Source organism: Paenibacillus sp. MMO-177 (assembly GCF_037147795.1).
In the GTDB taxonomy this organism is placed as follows: Bacteria; Bacillota; Bacilli; order Paenibacillales; family Paenibacillaceae; genus Pristimantibacillus.
This window is the reverse complement of sequence record NZ_JBBCUR010000001.1, coordinates 670,914-690,808: the sequence shown is the minus strand read 5'-3', so window position 1 is coordinate 690,808 and position 19,895 is coordinate 670,914. Positions and strand designations below refer to the sequence as shown.

The window sequence follows — 19,895 nt, the reverse complement described above, 5'->3', positions numbered from 1 at the left end:
TAATTGCTGGCTGCAATAAATTGCTTTATTATGGAAATTGGGACTTAACTATGCTAATGAAAGGACAGCATCATTTTGGATAATAATATAGGTTTCGTATGTTCGTGCTGCGAACGGGATTGATAAAAACCGTGTGATTGAGATTGCCGAAACAATTTGCAGTAGCGAGCGGCGAGTGTAAAGGGAACAAAAACCTCAAACCTATTGTAGGAGGGATAGATGGAATGCTATTCGATCACATAACCCACTATTACCATTCCGTGCCTTTTAGAAGCTTGTCTGCGCTGTCTAAGGCGGAAGCTTTAAAAGTGATGGAGGAAATGTGCGATGATACTCCATTTTTCGAAAGATTCAAGGAGCCTGTTCAATATTGGGAGAACCGGACAGAGACCGAAAACTGGTTAAGGGAAAGCTTTATCCAAAAGGGCGGAAAACCAAAAGATAAATATCCTATATACTCCGTGCTTGGCACTGCAGCCTGGATAGAGGATTATTCATCAGCCAATGGTTTAGCCGTCGAGAAGGTTCAAATTCCTCTATCCATATTTGATGATAGCGATATCAGCTTCACGTTTCCGGACAGCATGGTTTCCTTTTGGATAGCGAGAGATAGACCCGAAGCCTACTATCAACCCGATTATCATGGGCATGTCTTCACGCTGACGGAAATAAAAAGACTGATGACACGCGAATTAATGAATAATATCGAGCTTATGCACCCCGAGGGTACAATCCCCTATGTCGAGGCGCAAATTTGGAATAAGAATCTTGCGAGAAATTACAAACCATAAATCATTATCCCAGCGCCAATATTCTTCATTTCATTGACTTTGTCATGAGAACATGAGGGATGCCATCCTCCATGAATTCAGCCGATGCTACCTCATAGCCAAGCTTCTCATAGAATCCTTTTGCATGCGTTTGTCCGTGCAATTTAACCTTAGGCAGTCCCTGCTCAAGCGCGATTTCTTCCAATGCGGCAATGATTTGTCTGCCAATCCCGAATTTGCGGTATGGCTCCAGTATACAAATGCGCTCTAGCTTGCCCATTCCTTCGACCGTGCGGATCCTTCCCGTGCCGACCGCTTCCCCATCGTAATAAGCCAGAATATGCTCGCATTTTCCGTCCAGCAGGTCAAATTCGTCAAATTCATCGGCAAGAGGTACTCCTTGTTCCTCAACAAACACATTCTTTCTAATCGAAAATGCGCTTTCGAGCTCCTCGGACGTTGCAATCTTGATTGGATTCATAAACTCCCGTCCTTTACTTTATGGATTTATTTTTATGCCGGAAATCGTCATAATGAATAACAGCGATAAATGCAGTATATATAAATATATTATTGTTGTAAATGCAATAAAATTTGACTGACAGGCAGGTAACGACATGAGGGAGATACTTCGTGAGGTTGGCATGATCGCGAGGGCATTGGATTCGATAAGCAATATCGAGTTCAAGGAGCTTGAGCTTACCAAGGGGCAATACCTGTATCTGGTTCGCATTTATGAACACCCGGGAATTATTCAAGAGAAGCTGGCGGAAATGATCAAGGTGGACCGGACAACGGCAGCGCGCGCGATCCAAAAGCTTGAGCTCCAAGGCTTTATCGAGAAGAAAGACGATGAATCAAACAAGAAGATCAAAAGGCTGTTTACAACGGAGAAAGGCAAGCTGGCTTATCCTTTTTTGAAGCGGGAAGGGGATCATTCGAACTCTGTAGCATTGGCGGGAATAACGGAGGAGGAAGCGGAGACGCTTTTTCGGCTGCTGCAAAGGGTAAGAAAAAATATAGAGGTCGAGTGGGACTACGTGAAAAAGGGGAATAAAAGAGACTACTAAGAGAAGGCAGCCGTCATGAATGACCGGCTGCCGGGTAGGAATAGGCCCGTTCAACTTTACAGATTTTAACGTTGTAGCTCTCATACCAGGCCTGTTTGCCTTTCTCCTGAGCAGCCTGATGCAATTGGTTCTGCTTCCAGTTACGAATCGCATCAAGGCTTTCCCAATAGGAAATCGTAATGCCTGCTCCCGAGGCATCCCTAACGCTTTCCACGGATATGAATCCGGGCTGCTTTGCGGCAAGCTCCTCCATTTTGTCGGCCATCACGCCGTATCCATGATCCCCTTCTGTCCGTTGACTTGAAAAAATAACCGCATAATAAGACCCGGCTGCTTCATTTGTCATCCTTACTTGGCTCCTTTAGAAAAGCTGTTGTATGGATTAGACTATACTATTAATTGCCGGATAAATAAAATGAAGGATTATGATGCTGCTTATGAAAGATTTTCATGTCTTCATAATCATTCAAAAAAACTGTAATTAAAAACAAAATTATATTTTGTTACAAATAAACTAGACAAAAATTTCAAATGGCGCTAATCTGTTTGTAAGAAACATAATCGATATAGGGGAAGAAGGGACTTTGCGTTGTTGGAATTAACGATAGACGAGCCCGATCGTCTCGTAAAGGTTGCGCATGCTCTTAGTACACATACCAGAATCGGCATCATAAAGCTGCTGCTTGCCAAGCCAAACCTGAACATTATCGAAATTGCGGAAGCGCTTGATATTCCGGTCTCCACGGCGGCTACCAACGTGAAGGTGCTCGAGGAGGCCGAGCTTATTCTGACCGAGCTTCAGCCGGCATCGCGCGGGGCCATGAAGGTGTGCAGCCGGAATTTCGACGATGTGCGCATGATACTTAATCCGATCGCTTACTACCAGAACACAAGCAAGGCCGTTGAAGTCGAAATGCCGATCGGCCATTTCATTAACTTCGACATCCAGCCAACCTGCGGGATGGCGAATACGACCGGCATGCTCTTTATTGAGGACGAGCCGGAAAACTTCTATCATCCGGACAGCCGGACGGCCGAGATTATCTGGTTCCGCAAGGGCTGGATAGAATACCGGTTCCCGAAGAAGCTGCCGGCCGGCGCAAAGGTGAAATCGCTCGAATTCTCTCTTGAACTATGCTCGGAAGCGCCGAACTACAATAACGACTGGCCTTCCGAAATTACGGTATGGGTGAATGACATGGAGATAGGCTCCTGGATTTCGCCAGGCGATTTCGGAGATCACAGGGGCAAGCTCAATCCGCCTTGGTGGAATGACTCCAGCACCCAGCACGGGCTGCTCAAAACCTGGGCAATCGAAGAAAGCCGCAGCACCATCGATAATGAGAAAAGCTCCTCGACAACGCTTCGGGATCTGCAGCTGGATCAGAAGCCGTTTATCACATTCCGGATCGGATTAAAGCCCGACGCCAAGCATCAGGGCGGCATGAATTTGTTTGGCAAATCGTTTGGCGATTACGCGCAAGGGATTATTATGCGGATGCAATACGAATAACGTCCAATTGTTCCAGATGTTTTGTTACCACAAAGGCATCTGGAACTTTTTTATTGAATGATACAATTTTATTGAAAGAAAGCGTTGACATAGTGATTTAACGCATGTATATTTTGTTTATAAACAAATAAGTTGAAACAAATTAAAAAATGTGTCGGTATATACGAGCCTATGGAAGGAACGCTAGCGGGGGCCGTTTGAACGGTACATAAGGGTCATGACTTATTTGTTTACAGGGCAGGAAATCATATCGTTCATTCATTATGAAGGGGGAAGTAACAGATGGCGAAATGGAGAAGCGGTAAAGTTTGGATGGCTGCAATGCTTTGTCTCATTATCGTACTGGCAGGCTGCAGCTCCAATAACGGCGGCAGCAAGGAAAGCTCGAATAATGGCAAGAACAACGGCAATGCGGCAGCACAGGAATCATCGAATACGGGAGCAGCGGCAGAAGGTACGGATACCGGAGCCGACGCGAAATCCGACATCGAATTTATGGGCTGGGGCGGAGATACGGAGAAAGCCGTCTTCCAAAAGCTGATCGATGCTTATATGAAGAAGTATCCGAACAAAAAGGTAAAATACACGGTTGTACCTCCAGGCGAGTATTACCAAAAGCTTGATACCCTGATCGCAGCTAAAAAAACGCCGGATGTGTTCTACGCAGGCGGGGCGAACTTCAACAAGCTCGTAAGCAGCGGCGTACTGATGAACCTGCAATCCATGCTGGATTCGAGCAGCCTGGTTGATCAAAGCAACGTATGGCCGGCAGCGCTGGATCGTTACCGTTATGACGGTACAACTTCCGGCAAAGGCGATATCTACGGTCTGCCGAAAGACGTTGGCCCTTGGGCGCTTGCTTACAACAAAGATCTGTTCGACAAAGCCGGTCTTCCTTATCCTAGCGCAAAAGCCGGCGAATACACGTGGGACGATATGATTGCCGACGCGAAGAAGTTGACGGTTGCTAATGAACGCGGCAAGATCGATACCTTTGGCGTAGCAGCATACTCCACCGAATCCGCCGTATGGGCAAACGGAGGAGACTGGACAGACGGCAATGGCAAGATCACGATTGATACTCCTGAGTTTGCGCAAGCCATGCAATTTGTAGCGGACCTTAGCCTTGTTAACAAAGTAAGTCCTTCCAAGGATGATGAAAAAGCGCAAAACGGTTATTCGCGTTTCGTAGCGGGCAAAGTGGCGATGTTCCCGATGGGTCCATGGGATCAGCCGGGCTTCTGGAAGCTGCCGTTCAACTGGGATATCGCGGCATGGCCGGCTAGCCCGAACACGGGCAAAACCGCAACTTGGCTTGGATCGCTTGGTTTCGTCGTATCGGCAAAAACCGAGTTCCCTGACGATGCCTTCCGTCTTGCAGCCTACCTCAGCCTTGACCAAGACTCGCAAAGACAAAACTATCAGCTCGGCCAAGCGGTTCCGAACCTGATGGATATGGCTAAAGGCGAATTTATGCAAATGGACAAAAAACCGGAGAGCCGCCAAGTATTCCTTGATATTATCTCCGATTACGGCCGTCCTCCAATTGAAAACAGCTCGAAAAACACGAAATGGCTGGATACGTTCTGGCAGGACGCAAGCGTGGTCTGGACCGGCAAGCAAAGCGCGGCTGACTTCGTGAAGGCGGAGCAGCCGAAGCTTCAAAAACTGTACGACGAAGGCAACAAGTAAGAAGGTTGAACTTGCTGGAGTACGCGGGGGAAAGACAATCGCCTGAAGCGATGTCTTTGCCCCTCTTACCTTCGGCCAGGGAGGATTATTAATGAAGACAACGATACCCGGATACCGGCGCAAGGAAATCATCTGGTCGCTAATATTTGTCACGCCGCCCGTGCTTGGATTTCTGATCTTTGGGCTGGCGCCGCTCTTAACCTCGTTTGGTCTCAGCTTTATGACCTGGGATATGCTAACCCCTTCGAAAATTGTCGGCTTCGATAATTTTCATTACATGTTTAATGACGAGAAATTTTATAAGTCTCTCTACAATACCTTTTTCCTGCTTCTTGGCATTCCGCTTGGCATGATCTTCTCGATGATTCTTGCCATCATGATGAACCGCAAGCTTTCAGGCATCTCGATTTTCCGGACGATCTACTATATCCCTGTCATCTCCCCGATTATCGCGGTTTCTCTCTTGTGGCAGTGGATGCTGAACTATGATTACGGCTTGGTTAACGAGTTTATATGGAAAGTCTTCGGGACGCAGGGGCCAAACTGGCTGGGCGATCCGAATTGGGTGAAACCTTCCTTCATTATTATGGGATTATGGGGCGGCGTTGGCGGCACGATGGTGTTGTATCTGGCCGGACTTCAAGGCATTTCTTCTACCTATTACGAGGCAGCAGAAGTTGACGGGGCTTCCCGTTGGCATCAATTCAGGCATATTACGCTTCCGCTTTTGTCGCCGATTCACTTCTATGTTGTCGTTATGGGCATTATCGGAACCTTCCAGTCCTTCAGCCAAATGTACATACTGGCAGCGGACGGCGGTCCGGAATACAGCGGCGCGACAATCGTGTACTACATTTTCCAAGAAGCGTTCAAATATTTCAACATGGGTTACGCTAGCTCGGTAGCCTAGGTGCTTGGCATCCTTATATTTATCATTACATTGGTACAATTCCGCTTGTCCAAGCGGTGGGTGTATCAGGATTAGGAGGCCCTTGGCAAATGGCTAATCAACGCCGTCTTATCAATACCGTCATTTTCGTGCTGCTGCTTGCGGGATCCGTTATTATGCTGGGCCCGCTCGTATGGACAGTGTCGACTTCGTTAAAGACGCAGCAGCATGTGTTCGACGTGCCGCCGCAATGGATTCCCGATCCGTTAACCTGGCTCAACTATAAGGATGTCTGGTCGAAGGCGCCGTTGTTATACGGCTTTATGAACAGCGCCATTGTTGTGGTTTGCGTGCTGACGGTTGGCTTGTTCGTCGCCGCAATGGCGGCTTACTCGTTCTCGAAATTCGATTTTCCGTTTAAAGAAGGGATCTTTATGGCGCTGCTTGGCACGATGATGATTCCTTACTCGGTTGTGATGATTCCGCAGTATATCGGTTTCTCCGAGCTGGGCTGGGTGGATACGCTTGCCCCGCTGATTGTACCCGGCTTATTCGGCAATATCGTCACGATCTTTTTCTTCCGGCAATTTATGCAGGGCTCCATTCCGAACGATCTGATCGATGCGGCCAAGATCGACGGCTGCGGTTATTTCCGCACCTTCACAACCGTAGCGCTTCCGATTGCGAAGCCGGCGGTTGCCGCGCAAGCGGCGCTTGGCTTTATGCATATCTGGAACGACTTTATGGGTCCTCTGATTTACCTGCATACGCCTGAACGCCAAACGATTCAAGTTCTTATCGCAAGCATGCAGTCCAACTATATTTCCACGTCAAACTACCCGTCTCTGATGGCGGCGTCGATTGTTGCGCTTGTACCGGTTGTCATCGTGTTCTTTATGGCGCAGCGTTACTTCATTGAATCGATGGCAATCAGCGGTATTAAGGGGTAAACGGCATGGGCGGATGGCAAATGAAACGATCCTTGATCGGCATTGGCATCGCGGTCGTACTCGCAGCAGGCGGAGGAGGGATATGGTTGCTTACACAGAAGCAGGATGAGCAGGGTCAATCAAGAGAGGCCATTGCGATGGATCGGACTTATCAGAATCCGATGACGCTGGGCCAGGAATGGGAAGATTACGGCATCGGCGATCCTTACGTGCTGCGCTACAACGGCAAATATTATTTGTACTGCAGCACGAAGGACTGGCGGGTCGGCATAAAAGCATGGAGCTCCGACGATCTGGTCCATTGGAGCTACGAAGGTCTGGTAACGGAGGAGCCGGTAAGCGAAGGCGCTTATGCGCCGGAAGTGGTGTATTGGAACGGTTCCTTCTATATGTATACGTCTCCTGCGGGCAAAGGGCATTACGTGCTGCAAAGCGACAGTCCCACAGGGCCGTTCAAGGTAAAAACCGATAATCTCGGCCTGACGATTGACGGCTCCGTCTTTATCGACGATGATGCCAAATGGTATTTCACCCATGCGGAATCCGGCGGCATTATGGCAAGCAGCATGAGTGATCCTTATACGATCGAAGCAGGCGATAAGCTGAACACGTCATTGGGGCATTGGACGGAAGGCTCAATGATTATTAAGCGGGGCGGCAGATATTTCATTACGTATACCGGCAATCATGTTTTCTCCAAGGGTTATCGCGTTAATTACGCGGTAGGGCATGAGTCGCCAATCGGCCTTTATACGATTCCCGACAATAATCCGATCCTTATCTCGACGGACAAAGCTTTTAACGGACTTGGGCACAGCGCAACGGTGCTTGGCCCGGATATGGACTCCTATTATATCGTTTATCACAATTTGGTTGGCAGCTCGGCCGAAGGACCTCCGGTAAGGAAGCTTAACATGGACCGCCTGACGTTTAACGGGGATAAAATGTCCGTGCTTGGCCCAACGCATGATTCACCGGTTCCGGCTCCCGCGCTTCCGGCGTTCCGCGATCCGCTTGGCGGCAGTCCAAGCTCGGATAAATGGCAACCGGCCGAAATTTCCGGGGCCGATGCAGCCTGGGTGACTACGATGCCGACGGGGGACCGTTTTACGGCAGAATACAACGTTGTCCTGGGCAGCGAAAGCGGTGAATTGGAGACCGTCTTCTCCTATGCGAGCGCGGACGACTACCGCAGCATCCGGATCAATCCGGCTGACCGCTCCATCTCGTTAAGGGATGCGGCGGCGGATAAAGAGGTGCAGAAGGCTTCTTTGCCTGATGGCATGGATTTCTCCAAGCTGCATACCGTTCGGGTGGAAGCGGACCAGAGCGGAACAAGAGTATACTGGGACGGGCTTCTGCTCATCGATAATGCGGAGCTCGCGGCAAAAGCCGGACAAATCGGTTACGCCTGGACGGGCGGCTTGAAGCCGGAGCTGCTGTACACGGCATTCTCGAATGAAGCGGGCGGCAGCAGCGACAACAAAATAATTAAGCAGGTGCCCGGAACGATGGAAGCCGTACACGCGGCAGCGTCAGGCAATAATGAAGTCACTATTCATCAAGAAGGAACGCCTGACGGCAGCTTCTCGGCCGAACTGACCGGCAAGGCTTCGGAGCTTGCATTCCCGGTATACGTCCGCTCGGACGGGGACTATATGCTGGCTGCGATGGTATCGGATGCTTCGGCGGGTTCTGCGCTTGAGGTTGAAGCGGGCGGCATAAAGCGGTCCGTAAAGCTTAAGGCGGAAGAGTTCGTCACCGAAGACGATTCCTCGGAATGGATGAAGGTTCCGCTCGGAACGTATCCGTTGAAGCAGGGCCTGCAGTGGCTTACGCTCTCCAAAGGAAAAGGAAATCCGGACATCCGGTTCATTGAAGCCATAGAGGCGGCAGCGCCTGAAGGAGAGCAGCAGGTTGCTTTCGACCCGGACTCGACCTTTGGGTATTGGCAGGAGGATAACGGAACCGTAGGTTTGCAGCTGGCTGGCGATAATTCGATGATTTTCGGCGGGGATACCCGCTGGACGGATATGGAGGTTGGCGTGGACGTAACGCAGGCCGAAGCCGCGGAAGACGAGGCATCCATTCTGCTGCGGACAACGATGGAATCATCCTTCCGCGATCAGGTTGCCGATTCTTTTATCGGGTATGAGCTTGCCTTCCGCAACGGCAGAATCATCTTGAAGAAAATCAGCTACGAAGTGAATCAGGAGCTTGCCTCCGGCGTGCTGGAGCTGGGGGATGGAAAAGCACATCCGATACGGATCAAGCTGAAGGGTGCAAACATCCAGGTGTTTGACGGGGACAATGACCAGCCCGTTCTGATCTGGACGGACCGGAATGCCTTCCTGCATGGACGGATCGGACTTCGGGCCAGCTCTTCCAACTGGCAATTCAGCCATATAACGGTAAATACGAAACGATAACTTTCATTTCATTCATAATCAAACGCAGCACATGGGCGTAACAGAGAGCAGGGAAAGACGCATGAAAACAAAAATGTATATCAAAAACTACCCCCGTCCGCAATTCGTCCGCGAACAATGGGTCGATTTGAACGGGGAATGGAACTTTGCGTTTGACGACGCGAATACGGGCGAGACGCATTTGCCGGCTGCTTTCAGCAGCGATTTGAAGATTAACGTGCCTTTTACTTACGAAACGCAGGCAAGCGGCATTGGCGACGAAAGCCATCATCCGTATGTCTGGTACAACCGTACGCTGGATATTCCGGCCGAAGCAGAAGGCTCGAGAGTGCTGCTGCATTTCCAGGCCGTAGACTATGTTGCGAAGGTATGGATGAACGGTACCTATGTCGGCTCCCATCAAGGCGGCTATGCGGCCTTTTCCTTTGACATTACGCCGTATATCGCCATTGGCGGAGAGAATCAGCTGACCGTTAAGGTGGAAGACAGCAAAGACGCAACGCAGCCGCGCGGCAAGCAGCGCTGGGTGAAGGATAATTTCGAATGCTTCTACGTCCAGACGACGGGGATCTGGCAGTCGGTATGGATGGAGTTTGTCGCCCCCGTGCGCGTGGATTCCGTCAAGATGACGCCGGATATCGACAACCGCACCGTTCGTTTTGAATATCAGGTAGAAGGAGATTTCACGGCCTCGGATATCCGCCTGGAGACCGTCATTAGCTTGAAGGGCAAACAGGTGAAGCAGATGAGCCTGACGGTAGACCGTCCTTGGCTTCAGCTGGATGCCGATCTTGTTCACGAAGCGAACGGCCCATGGAAGCATAGCATGTGGTCGCCGCACCATCCGAACCTGTATGACGTGGAATTTATATTGTATAAGGGCGACACCAAGCTGGACCATGTCTATTCGTACTTCGGCATGCGAAAAATTTCGATCGAGAAGGGCCGCGTCCTGCTCAACAACGCGCCGGTCTATCAACGGCTTATTCTGGATCAAGGCTACTGGCCGGATAGTCATCTGACTCCGCCGTCGGAGGAAGCTCTGATTGAAGATATTGATCATATTCTGGCGATGGGCTACAACGGTGTCCGCAAGCATATGAAGGTGGAGGATGCGCGTTTCCTGTACTGGTGCGACGTGAAAGGTCTGCTCGTCTGGTCGGAGATGGCCGCTACCTTTGAATTTAACGACAACGCCGTTCATAAGTTCACGAAAGAGTGGATGGAGGTTGTGCGCCAGCAATACAATCACCCGTCCATCATTACCTGGGTTCCGTTCAACGAATCCTGGGGTGTCATGAACATCAAGAAGGACAAGAAGCAGCAGAAATTTACCGAAGCGATCTATCATTTGACCAAAAGCTTCGATCCTTACCGTCCGGTTATTACGAATGACGGCTGGGAGCATACCGTTTCCGATATTCTGACTCTTCACGACTACGTGGAGACAAAGGAAGAGTTCGAGAAGCGTTATAGCAACAAGGACAAAATCCTGAACAATGAGATCTCGTTTAACCATTGGAAATACGCTTTTGCGGATGGCTACGAATATCAAGGGCAGCCGGTCATCGTCAGCGAGTTTGGCGGCATCGCCTTCCAGACGGAGGCGGGCTGGGGCTATGGCAACCAGGTTGCGTCGGATGATGCGTTCTTGAACCGCTTCCGCAATATCCATCAGGCGATCAAGGACAGGGATTATATCGTTGGCTACTGCTATACGCAAATTACGGATGTGCAGCAGGAAGTGAACGGACTGCTTACGGCAGACCGCAAGCCGAAGATTCCGATCGAGAAGATCCGCGAGGTTAATCTGATGTAATAGGGAATAAAAAATAGCGAGGCAGGAATAATTCCTGCTTCGCTATTTTTGTGTCCAACCATTTATTTTACCGATGCAACTTGCTTCGTATCATCCGCCGGCGTAACTTTCTTGTTCCACTCCGGCAGAGATGCGACATATTCATCCGACATGCTGATTAGCCGGTGTGCTCTTGTATAGGTATCCTGGGACTCAAGCGGAGTCGTTACCGGGCCGCCCGCAATCGGATAAGTAATGCCGTCCGCATAACCGGAGCCGGGCACAAACGCGCCTTTATCGGTGATAAACGAGCCGGAAGGCAGGTAATAACGTTCAGGCAGAATGTTGCTTGCATGATTCAGCAGATCCTGTCCGAAGTGAACCTGATCTTTAAGCGAGACGCCAATCAAGTTAGAGATGGTCGGGAAAATATCCGATTGTCCGCCAACCTGAGTGAAGACCTGCGGAGTTTGGTTAGGCACGGACATAATCAGCGGGATATTCATCATATCCGGCAGCGTATAGTCGCGGCCGTAGATTTCCTTCATCAGCTTCTTCTCGTTGTTGTTCAGGGAGTAAATCGGCAGTCCTTGATGATCGCCGTACAAGACGATTACGCTGTTATCCCAGACGCCGTTTTTCTTCAGCTCGTCGATCAATTGGCCAAGCGCGTAATCCGCGTAGTTCTGGGCTTCAATATAATCGCCGACCAGCGTATTTTTATAACGGTCCGGCAGCTCCATCTTGTACTTGCTTTCCGGAATACGGAACGGATGATGGCCGGACATGGAAATCAGTTGAACATAGAACGGCTGGCCGGTCTGCTGCATGCGCGCAAGCTCATCGGATGTTTTGGCGTACAGAACTTCGTCGGAAGCACCAAAAGCAACGGGATCCTCTTTGCCAAAGAACCGGTCATCATAATATTTGCCCCAGCCAAGCGCCTTATACAGCTGGTTGCGGTTCCAGAACATGATGTTGTTCGTATGGAAGGTCGCTGTCTGGTAGCCGCTAGCGGCAAAGGCCTTCGGCATGCTAGGCAGCTCCTTGCCCGCATACACCTCGGAAGCTGCGCCGTTAGGCGGTACGTAAAGCGATGTGTTCACGACAAACTCGGCATCAGCCGTATTGCCTTGACCCACTTGCTGGAAGAAATGCGGGAAGTAGAAATGATCCGCTGCCAGCTTATTCATATTCGGCGTAATTTCTTTGCCGTCGATTTTCAGGTTAATAAGGAAATTCTGAAATGCTTCAAGCTGAATGACAATAACGTTTTTCCCTTTGGCAGCTTCCCAATAGGCCGGCTGTGCCGGCTGAGCGCTTCCCTTTTCCCGCTCGACCATGGCCGGCGTGACTTCCTCCGCGTTGATCGGCAGGTCTTTGGAAGGAGCAAACGTCGCATAAAGTTCGTAGTTCAGAATCCCCATGTTTTTCGCTTGCTGGAATTCGTTCATATCCTGGCGGTATGGAATAATGGCCGTGGCGCAGGCGGCAACCGCAAGCACTTGTCCAGCCACAAACCAGCTTCTTCTGCCTTTGACCGACAGCGTGCGGGTCCATGCGCGGAATCGCTTGCTGCTGGCAAACATGATGAACAGGAACACGATATCCGTAAAGATAAACAGGAAGTAGGGGTCCATCAGCGAGAAGACGCTGCTGTTCACTTCGCCAACCTGGTTCACCTGGCGCAGTTCATGATAAGTAACGATAACGCCGAAATATTTGTAGTACATAATAACGGCAAAATAAATGCCGGTTAGAATGAGGTCGAGGATCAGGTAAGTCATGAACTTCTTCCTGTAAGCAAAGGCCTCGATAAGGCAGAAAATAAACCCGATTGATGAAATGCCGGTCAACAGCATTTTAATGATATCTCCTGTCCCGCCATCGAATACGATGATCCAGACGAGAAGCATTTTTAGAATCATAATGATGGAAAAGACAACAAAAGGCTTGTTCAGCAGCGCTTTCCACCGATATCCGTTAGTCAAAACGAATCGTCTCCCTTTCATTCAGTTATTAACCAGGGGTAAACTGTATAATATGAACGGCTGCCCCCGTTATGTACCGATTGCAGCTCGCGACTTGCGGGATTAGTAATAGGGTTGTTCAAAATCGCATAATCATGCATGTCAGCAGACGAAAAAGTGCTGCGGGTGATTGACGGATAAACATCAAATCATCAACCTCCGAGCACGGTCTGCGAAGTATCGTCTATTTACTTTATTACTATAATTCATTGCTATAATGAAATGCAAGATGACCGGCAGCCGACACCAGTAATTGCTTGCGTTGGCGGTTATTATTCTATGCAATAATTGACAACGAAATCTTATCTTGCCATAGCGGAAAATAGCGTTATGATGGAGATAGATTCATATCCTTTATATTTTAGGTACTGTAGTGTTTATCACGATTGGGAATCGCATAAAATAAGGAAAGAAACTAATATTCCCGAAGCGGGAGGTACCTATGCGAAAAACAGGTTGGAAAATAGCGACAGTAGCAGCCCTGCTTGCCGTTGCCATTGGTTTGAATATGAAATCCGATCTGTTCTCTGTTTTTGCGTCTGCGTCAAGCGGCGGGGGCGGTACGATCGATCAGCTCGAGGATGAGCTGGCATCGCAATTTCAAAGCAGATCCGAGCATTTTACTCTTCAATATAAAGGAGACAAGCACAAGCTTTCCGACGGCTTGCAGAATACGATTAATCTGGCGCTTGCGCAGGATGATTACACCGCGTATATCCTTGACTCCTATCTTTATACCATTCGCAGCTGGGGCAATCTGTCCACCATCAAACTGGAGGCCAGATACCGCGAAACGAAGGATCAGACCGCTGCCGTTGACGCAATGGTGAGCAAAGCGATCAAACAGATTATTACTCCGCAGATGAACGAGCATGAGAAAGTGAAGGCGATTCACGACTGGATTGTAGGCCGACTGCGATATGACGAGACGCTAAAGCATTATACCGCTTACGATGCTCTCACTACGGGAACCGCTGTATGTCAAGGTTATTCGCTTCTTGCTTATAAAATGCTAAAAGCTGTCGGAATTCCTGTTCTTATTGCCGAGGGTAAAGTGAAAACCGGCGACCACGCTTGGAATATGGTACAGCTGGACGGCAATTGGTATCATCTCGATATGACTTGGGATGATCCCGTTGTGAAGCAGGCCGGCACGCAGCAGACGGAGTCCCGCATTAGCTACAATTATTATTTGAAAACGGATGACGAGATGCGGGTCGATCATCAATGGGTCAAAACCTACCCGGCCGCGAATCATTCCTACGGCAGCGAGCTTAACAAGCTGAAGAGCACGGACAGCGGAAAGTCCGATGTCTATGCTAAGCTGATCACCGATCTTGGCTTGCATTGGACGGAGCCGGAAAATACGGTAGCAAGCCTGGTAGAACTGGAGCAGGAGATCCGCGAGGCCGTGATGGAGCAGCAGACGGGCATGAAGTTCCGTTATCTGCATGGCTCGCAGCTTGCGACCGATCTGCCGACGGCCTTTAAGGTGGCGCATGTATCCGTGCGTTATTCCGCCCGTTACGAGCCATACGGCAATGACGGTTCGATGCTTGTGCAGGTGCAGCTGGATTATCAATAAAAATTCAAAGAAATAGGAAAGAGCATTCGCTTGTGAGGAAGCGAATGCTCTTTTTTGATTTTGAGGTAATAGACTGTACTTTCTGCAACAACCTGGCGAAGGCTCTAATACCACGTACAATTACTGCTGCTGCTCGCGGCTCCGTGCGGCGGTCATCTGCTGCCATACCGAGCCGGCAGCTTCCTCGCCGCGCTCGATCCGCTCCAGCGCCATCTGCGCTTGCAGCTGGATCTCGAACTCGGCATCCTTCGCGGCCTCGCGCAGCGCTTCCACGGCGCTCTCGTCGCCGGCTTCATACAGGAAGCGCGCCGCGCGCCAGCGGACAAGCTTGTTCGGATCGCGCAGCGCTTCAATCATCGGGCCGGTTGCTGCCGGATCGCCCCAATCGGACAACGTATCGCCTGCCGTACGACGCACGGATACGGATTTGTCGCGCAGCGCCTCGAACAGGTAAGGCATGGCCTCGGGCGTGCGCAGATCGCCAAGATAAACGACGGCTAGGCGCCTGATCGACATGTTCTCGTCATGCAGCGCCCGGGCGATCAATGGCAGCAGCTCAGGCTCCGGAGCCATCCGCTCGAGCGCGGCATAGCGGACCTGCCATTCGGGCGACTCGAAGCGCTCGGCGATTTCTTCGTCGGTGAGCGGCGCCGGTCTAGCGGGAGCAGCGGGCTCTTCGCCCGGACCTAATGCCTGGGCGGCCGCGATAAGCTCCTTAAGCCGTTCAGGCGTATAAGCAGCTTCAAGCTCCTTCACGATCTCGGCTGCAATCTCTTCAAGCTCGCCGTAACGGATTCCAAATTCCTCCAGCTTCCGTTCGCGGATCATCGAAGCGCCGGCCGCTTCGGTTACGGCATCGGTGAATTTCTGCGGCAGCGCGGAGCGGGCCTCGCGTTCGCCGTTCTTCACGCGTACCTGCATCGGGATGCCACGGTACATTTGGACAAGCACATGCGCCTCGCCATAGCTCTCGGCGGCAAGCGCGGCTCCCGCGTCGCCGCCGCCTTCGGTTCCGCCTTGCAGCAGCGCTCTCGCGTCGGCGAGAATACGCGCCCAGTCCGCGCTGGTAACGCGGTCCAGCGCGATAAAGTCGGCCGTGCGGAAGATGCTCCGCACGCCTTCGATGGCAAGAAGCGCCTTCAGCGGCTCCGGTGCGGATTCGATTTCTTTTTTCGTATAGGATTGTCTGATGCCGCGCGGAAGCGATTCATCGACGTTCAGCTTCATGGAATTTGGACTTGGAGTTGGTTCTATTGAAATAAGTTTCATCTTTATTACGCCTCCCGTTCACTAACTTAAGCTTATAATCATAGTGTACATGAAAAAAACAGCTTACGCGAATACAGCTCCGCAGCAGTTGATTGGACATTCCCAAGTTGGTATCTTTAAATAACAGGGCAAGACAATCAGGAGGGATGTACGGTTGAAGCAGAATAAATTTACGAAATTTACGAACAGCGAGCCGGTACAGCTGCAAAATTCCATGAAGCATTTAAAGCGATGGCGCCAGGAGCGTCTCCGTAAAATAAAAACGAAGGATTATTCCTACTCCATTCCGAACGTTGAGCCGGATCTCCCTTTTTTGCATGAGAATCGGGCAAAGCCATCTTTGACATGGGTTGGGCATTCTACCTTCTTTATTCAGCTTGCCGGAAAAAATATGATGACCGATCCGGTCTGGGCCGGACAGATGGCTTTTCAGAGAAGGCTTGCACCGCCGGGGCTGCCGATTGACGATGTACCCGCGGTTGATATTATCCTTATCTCTCATTCCCATTACGATCATCTCCATATTCAATCGCTTCGCCGTCTTAAGGGCAACAAGCTGCTGCTGGTTCCGGCAGGTCTTCGCACGAAGCTTAGGCTGAAGGGGTTTACGAACGTAAGGGAGCTGCATTGGTGGGAGTCGGTTGTGATCGACGGCCTCCGTATCACCTTTGTTCCGTCCCAGCACTGGACCCGCCGCAATCTGTGGGATATGAACAGCTCCCATTGGGGCGGCTGGGTGATAGAACCGGTCCAGAAGGATTCACCGGATCCTACGATCTATTTTGCCGGTGACAGCGGATATTTTCCCGGCTTCAAGGAGATTGGCAGCCGATTCGATATTGATGTGGCCTTAATGCCGATTGGCGCTTACGAACCGGAATGGTTCATGGGTCCCCAGCATGTAACGCCGGAGGAGGCGCTGAAAGCTTTTGAGGATACGGGAGCCAAATGGTTTGTGCCAATGCATTACGGGGCGTTCAAGCTTGCGGACGATACGCCGCGCGAGGCTCTTGACCGACTGGAAAACGAGAGGGAACGCATTGGGCTGGATGAACAGCGTGTCCGAATTCTCCTTCATGGCGAAACTTGGCAGTGCCCGAGCCGTGAAAATAACAAACGAGAACAAGAGTAAGCCAAATAAGCACAGTGACTCTCCTTAGCAGGAGAGCTATACTTAAGGATATATTGACGGAATCATTCATTTTAGGGGGAACCAGAGAACATGAGTCAGCCTATTCGTCTTGGCATTATTGGAGCAGGGGCTATTGGCAAGGTCCACTTGGAAACATTCGCGAAGGTTGGAGCGGAATCGGTATACGTTGCCGCGATTACCGACGCTTATTTGCCGCTTGCCGCGCAAAGAGCGGAGGAATTTGGCGTAAAGACGGTTCACGAGAACCCGCAGGCCTTGCTGGAGGATCCGGACATCGATGCCGTTGTCGTTGCCGTTCCGAACCAGTTCCATGCCCCTTTAGCCATTGAGGCCTTGAAGCAGGGCAAGCATGTCTTGCTCGAGAAGCCGATGGCGATTGATGCCGAGGCGGCCCGTACCATTTATGAAGCGCAGAAGTCTTCGGGCAAAGTGCTCATGATGGCGCAGCAAATGCGTTGGACCGGCATTAACCGCGCGATTAAAGCGCGTATTGAGAACGGCGATCTTGGCCGTATCTATAATGTAAAGACCGGCTGGGTGCGCAAAAAAGGCATCCCGGGCTGGGGCTCCTGGTTTACCCGCAAGGATATGGCCGGCGGCGGCCCGCTGATCGATATCGGCGTTCATATGCTGGACCTGTCGCTCTATCTGATGGGCAATCCAAAGCCGGTATCCGTATACGGCTCCACGTATGCCGAGTTTGGTCCGGAACGGCGCGGGATCGGCACTTGGGGTACGCCGAACTGGGACGGCTACTATGATGTGGAAGATCTTGCAACGGCGCTGATCAAGTTCGATAACGGCGCAACGCTGTCTCTTGATGTGAGCTGGGCGGCGCATGCGGCGGGCATGAGCCAGGATCCGTTTATCCACCTGATGGGCAAGGAGGGCGGCGCAGCGCTTGTCGGCAGCGACGGCAAATACGTAACCCATGAAGGCGACGAGGTTGTCGAATCTAACATTGAGCCGCTTGAGGGGGAAGAGGACCGCGTGCTGCTGAGCAAGCATTTCGTGGAGTGCATCAACGAAGGCAAGGAGCCGATTTCCTCCGCGCTTTCGGGCTACACCAACAGCCGCATTTTGGACGCGATTTACGAATCGTCCCGCACCGGCAACGAAGTGAAGCTGAATTGGGATTAAGAGTAATGAGAAGGCTGCCGTGAAGGCAGTCTTTTTTATTTGTTTTAACGCCCGCCAAAATAAGCATCTCTTAGTCAATGGCCGGGTCATTAAGTTAGAAAGTTGACGACAATATTTCAAAAATGTTCCAATAGAGACACATTAATAGATTGAGGTGAAACGCTTGGCCAAAAAAACCATTGCGGTCATCCTGCTAGTGGCGCTTAGCCTCTTCACCTACTTCCGGACAAGCTCGGCGGATCAGGATCCCTATTTATTGACGGATTACAGCCGGCTGCATCCGGTTAAAGTGGAAAGAGTGGTGGAGGGAAAGGAGGAAGAGCAGCTCATACACCTGCTTCAGGATGCGCGGGAGCATCATTTAAAGGTGTCGATTGCCGGGCAACGGCACAGTCAGGGTGGACATACCTACTACAAGGACGGGGTTGTTGTGGACATGACGAGCTACAACCGGATTTTGTCCATCGACTCCGTGCGAAAGAAGATAACCGTCCAAGCAGGCGTAACCTGGGAGGATATCCAGAACGCTATTAACCGTTACGGCCTGGCCATCCGTACTATGCAATCGCAAAATACGTTTACAGTAGGCGGGTCGATCAGCGTAAATGCGCATGGCAGGGACATTCGAAACGGCTCGATGATCAAAAGCGTGGACTCCTTTAGGCTATTGATGGCTGGTGGGGAGATTAGGCAGGTCAGCCGGACGGAAAATGCCGAGCTGTTCCCGTTGGTGCTGGGAGGATACGGACTGTTCGGCATTATTTTGGACGTAACGCTGCTGCTTGACGACGATGAGCTGTACGCCGTTACAACAGAGACGATGCCGACTAAGGACTACGTACAATACTTTTTGACCAAGGTTAAATCGGATCCCAATGTCCGTATGCACATTGCCCGTATATCGGTATCCCCGGACAGTTTTTTGACGGAGATGTTTGCGAAAAGCTATTCGCTAGACTACTCTGATTCACTGGAGAAGCATAACAACCTAATCACACGCGAGCCGTGGGTAGCGCCGGGCAAACTGCTGTTTCAGTTCAACCGGTCGTTTGATTGGGGAAAAACGTTAACTTGGAATCTACAGACGAAATTTTTCACTGAGCAATCCGGCGAGCTGATCAGCCGTAATAACGCGATGCGTGCGGCCTGGAAATTTATGGAGTACGATCAGCCTGAGAGCAATGATCTGCTGCAGGAGTATTTTATTCCGGTTAATCAATTCGATAGCTTCGTGCAGGCACTCGGAAATATTGTGAAGAGCGAGAACCTGAACCTGCTGAACATTACGGTACGGTATGTGAATGAGGATAACGAGGCGGTTCTATCTTACGCCAAGAGAGAGATGTTTGCACTGGTCTGTTTATTTAATGTGCCATTGTCCGATAAAGGGCAAAAGCATATGGAACAGTCTGTCAGACAAATTGTAGATGAAGCGTTAAGCCGCGGAGGAACGTATTACTTGCCCTATGCGGGCTATCCGAGCCTTGGGCAATTTCAGACAGCGTACCCGAATTACAAGTTCTTTTTCCAAAAGAAACTGCAATACGACCCGGATGAGCTGTTTATGAATACGTTCTACGAGCAATACAAGGGAGGTGAGCTTTAAC

The 19,895-nt window shown here is 50.6% G+C and carries 16 protein-coding genes; 12 read left to right on the top strand and 4 right to left on the bottom strand.

Annotation, left to right across the window (positions count from 1 at the left end):
- Nucleotides 1-143 precede the first annotated feature (143 nt).
- Entirely contained in the window at nt 144-791 is a 648-nt protein-coding gene (locus tag WFK81_RS03090) for a hypothetical protein (RefSeq protein ID WP_336784973.1), read from the top strand.
- Between the two features lie 25 nt (nt 792-816).
- On the opposite strand, the gene WFK81_RS03085 is transcribed toward WFK81_RS03090, so the two are convergent.
- Complete coding sequence (locus WFK81_RS03085) at nt 817-1,251, bottom strand: GNAT family N-acetyltransferase (protein ID WP_336784972.1); 435 nt, start codon at nt 1,249-1,251, stop codon at nt 817-819.
- A 136-nt stretch (nt 1,252-1,387) separates the two neighbouring features.
- Between WFK81_RS03085 and WFK81_RS03080 the strand changes: the two genes are divergently transcribed.
- The gene (locus WFK81_RS03080; RefSeq protein ID WP_336784971.1) at nt 1,388-1,840 is read left to right on the top strand and encodes a MarR family winged helix-turn-helix transcriptional regulator; all 453 of its coding nucleotides are present in this window, start codon (nt 1,388-1,390) and stop codon (nt 1,838-1,840) included.
- Between the two features lie 13 nt (nt 1,841-1,853).
- Here the strand turns inward: WFK81_RS03080 and WFK81_RS03075 are convergent, their stop codons facing one another.
- Nucleotides 1,854-2,186 (bottom strand): antibiotic biosynthesis monooxygenase family protein, encoded by a 333-nt coding sequence (locus tag WFK81_RS03075; RefSeq protein ID WP_336784970.1) that lies wholly within the window; start codon nt 2,184-2,186, stop codon nt 1,854-1,856.
- Between the two features lie 243 nt (nt 2,187-2,429).
- On the opposite strand from WFK81_RS03075, the gene WFK81_RS03070 reads away from it, so the two are divergent.
- The 6 genes from WFK81_RS03070 (at nt 2,430) to WFK81_RS03045 (ending at nt 11,132) form a co-directional block, all read left to right on the top strand.
- The gene (locus tag WFK81_RS03070; RefSeq protein WP_336784969.1) at nt 2,430-3,353 is read left to right on the top strand and encodes an ArsR/SmtB family transcription factor; all 924 of its coding nucleotides are present in this window, start codon (nt 2,430-2,432) and stop codon (nt 3,351-3,353) included.
- Between the two features lie 282 nt (nt 3,354-3,635).
- On the top strand, nt 3,636-5,045 hold the full coding sequence (locus WFK81_RS03065) for an ABC transporter substrate-binding protein (protein WP_336784968.1): 1,410 nt from the start codon (nt 3,636-3,638) through the stop codon (nt 5,043-5,045).
- A 91-nt stretch (nt 5,046-5,136) separates the two neighbouring features.
- Nucleotides 5,137-5,955 carry a carbohydrate ABC transporter permease gene (locus WFK81_RS03060; protein WP_336784967.1) on the top strand — a complete coding sequence of 273 codons (819 nt, stop codon included), beginning with the start codon at nt 5,137-5,139 and terminating at the stop codon, nt 5,953-5,955.
- Between the two features lie 89 nt (nt 5,956-6,044).
- Nucleotides 6,045-6,884 carry a carbohydrate ABC transporter permease gene (locus tag WFK81_RS03055; RefSeq protein WP_336784966.1) on the top strand — a complete coding sequence of 280 codons (840 nt, stop codon included), beginning with the start codon at nt 6,045-6,047 and terminating at the stop codon, nt 6,882-6,884.
- 20 nt (nt 6,885-6,904) lie between these two features.
- Nucleotides 6,905-9,313 (top strand): glycoside hydrolase family 43 protein, encoded by a 2,409-nt coding sequence (locus WFK81_RS03050; protein WP_336784965.1) that lies wholly within the window; start codon nt 6,905-6,907, stop codon nt 9,311-9,313.
- 61 nt (nt 9,314-9,374) lie between these two features.
- A complete protein-coding gene (locus WFK81_RS03045) occupies nt 9,375-11,132 on the top strand; it encodes a glycoside hydrolase family 2 protein (RefSeq protein ID WP_336784964.1) in 1,758 nt (585 codons plus the stop codon).
- Nucleotides 11,133-11,194: 62 nt separating this feature from the next.
- Here the strand turns inward: WFK81_RS03045 and WFK81_RS03040 are convergent, their stop codons facing one another.
- Nucleotides 11,195-13,123 (bottom strand): LTA synthase family protein, encoded by a 1,929-nt coding sequence (locus WFK81_RS03040; RefSeq protein ID WP_442956015.1) that lies wholly within the window; start codon nt 13,121-13,123, stop codon nt 11,195-11,197.
- 460 nt (nt 13,124-13,583) lie between these two features.
- Between WFK81_RS03040 and WFK81_RS03035 the strand changes: the two genes are divergently transcribed.
- A complete protein-coding gene (locus WFK81_RS03035; protein WP_336784962.1) occupies nt 13,584-14,726 on the top strand; it encodes a transglutaminase domain-containing protein in 1,143 nt (380 codons plus the stop codon).
- 120 nt (nt 14,727-14,846) lie between these two features.
- On the opposite strand, the gene WFK81_RS03030 is transcribed toward WFK81_RS03035, so the two are convergent.
- Nucleotides 14,847-15,995, bottom strand: a complete 1,149-nt coding sequence (locus WFK81_RS03030) for a virulence factor (protein ID WP_336784961.1) — start codon at nt 15,993-15,995, stop codon at nt 14,847-14,849.
- Nucleotides 15,996-16,209: 214 nt separating this feature from the next.
- Between WFK81_RS03030 and WFK81_RS03025 the strand changes: the two genes are divergently transcribed.
- From WFK81_RS03025 to WFK81_RS03015, 3 genes are all read left to right on the top strand, one after another.
- Complete coding sequence (locus WFK81_RS03025) at nt 16,210-17,127, top strand: MBL fold metallo-hydrolase (protein ID WP_336785472.1); 918 nt, start codon at nt 16,210-16,212, stop codon at nt 17,125-17,127.
- 90 nt (nt 17,128-17,217) lie between these two features.
- Complete coding sequence (locus WFK81_RS03020; RefSeq protein WP_336784960.1) at nt 17,218-18,288, top strand: Gfo/Idh/MocA family protein; 1,071 nt, start codon at nt 17,218-17,220, stop codon at nt 18,286-18,288.
- A gap of 163 nt (nt 18,289-18,451) precedes the next feature.
- The gene (locus WFK81_RS03015; RefSeq protein ID WP_336784959.1) at nt 18,452-19,894 is read left to right on the top strand and encodes an FAD-binding oxidoreductase; all 1,443 of its coding nucleotides are present in this window, start codon (nt 18,452-18,454) and stop codon (nt 19,892-19,894) included.
- Nucleotide 19,895 lies beyond the last annotated feature (1 nt).

What these genes read in the sequence shown, in the direction of transcription:
- WFK81_RS03085 (WP_336784972.1), bottom strand. Translation starts at nt 1,251, where the DNA reads ATGAATCCAATCAAGATTGCAACGTCCGAGGAGCTCGAAAGCGCATTT.
- WFK81_RS03080 (WP_336784971.1), top strand. Translation starts at nt 1,388, where the DNA reads ATGAGGGAGATACTTCGTGAGGTTGGCATGATCGCGAGGGCATTGGAT.
- WFK81_RS03075 (WP_336784970.1), bottom strand. Translation starts at nt 2,186, where the DNA reads ATGACAAATGAAGCAGCCGGGTCTTATTATGCGGTTATTTTTTCAAGT.
- WFK81_RS03065 (WP_336784968.1), top strand. Translation starts at nt 3,636, where the DNA reads ATGGCGAAATGGAGAAGCGGTAAAGTTTGGATGGCTGCAATGCTTTGT.
- WFK81_RS03060 (WP_336784967.1), top strand. Translation starts at nt 5,137, where the DNA reads ATGAAGACAACGATACCCGGATACCGGCGCAAGGAAATCATCTGGTCG.
- WFK81_RS03055 (WP_336784966.1), top strand. Translation starts at nt 6,045, where the DNA reads ATGGCTAATCAACGCCGTCTTATCAATACCGTCATTTTCGTGCTGCTG.
- WFK81_RS03050 (WP_336784965.1), top strand. Translation starts at nt 6,905, where the DNA reads ATGAAACGATCCTTGATCGGCATTGGCATCGCGGTCGTACTCGCAGCA.
- WFK81_RS03045 (WP_336784964.1), top strand. Translation starts at nt 9,375, where the DNA reads ATGAAAACAAAAATGTATATCAAAAACTACCCCCGTCCGCAATTCGTC.
- WFK81_RS03040 (WP_442956015.1), bottom strand. Translation starts at nt 13,123, where the DNA reads ATGAAAGGGAGACGATTCGTTTTGACTAACGGATATCGGTGGAAAGCG.
- WFK81_RS03035 (WP_336784962.1), top strand. Translation starts at nt 13,584, where the DNA reads ATGCGAAAAACAGGTTGGAAAATAGCGACAGTAGCAGCCCTGCTTGCC.
- WFK81_RS03030 (WP_336784961.1), bottom strand. Translation starts at nt 15,995, where the DNA reads ATGAAACTTATTTCAATAGAACCAACTCCAAGTCCAAATTCCATGAAG.
- WFK81_RS03025 (WP_336785472.1), top strand. Translation starts at nt 16,210, where the DNA reads ATGAAGCATTTAAAGCGATGGCGCCAGGAGCGTCTCCGTAAAATAAAA.
- WFK81_RS03020 (WP_336784960.1), top strand. Translation starts at nt 17,218, where the DNA reads ATGAGTCAGCCTATTCGTCTTGGCATTATTGGAGCAGGGGCTATTGGC.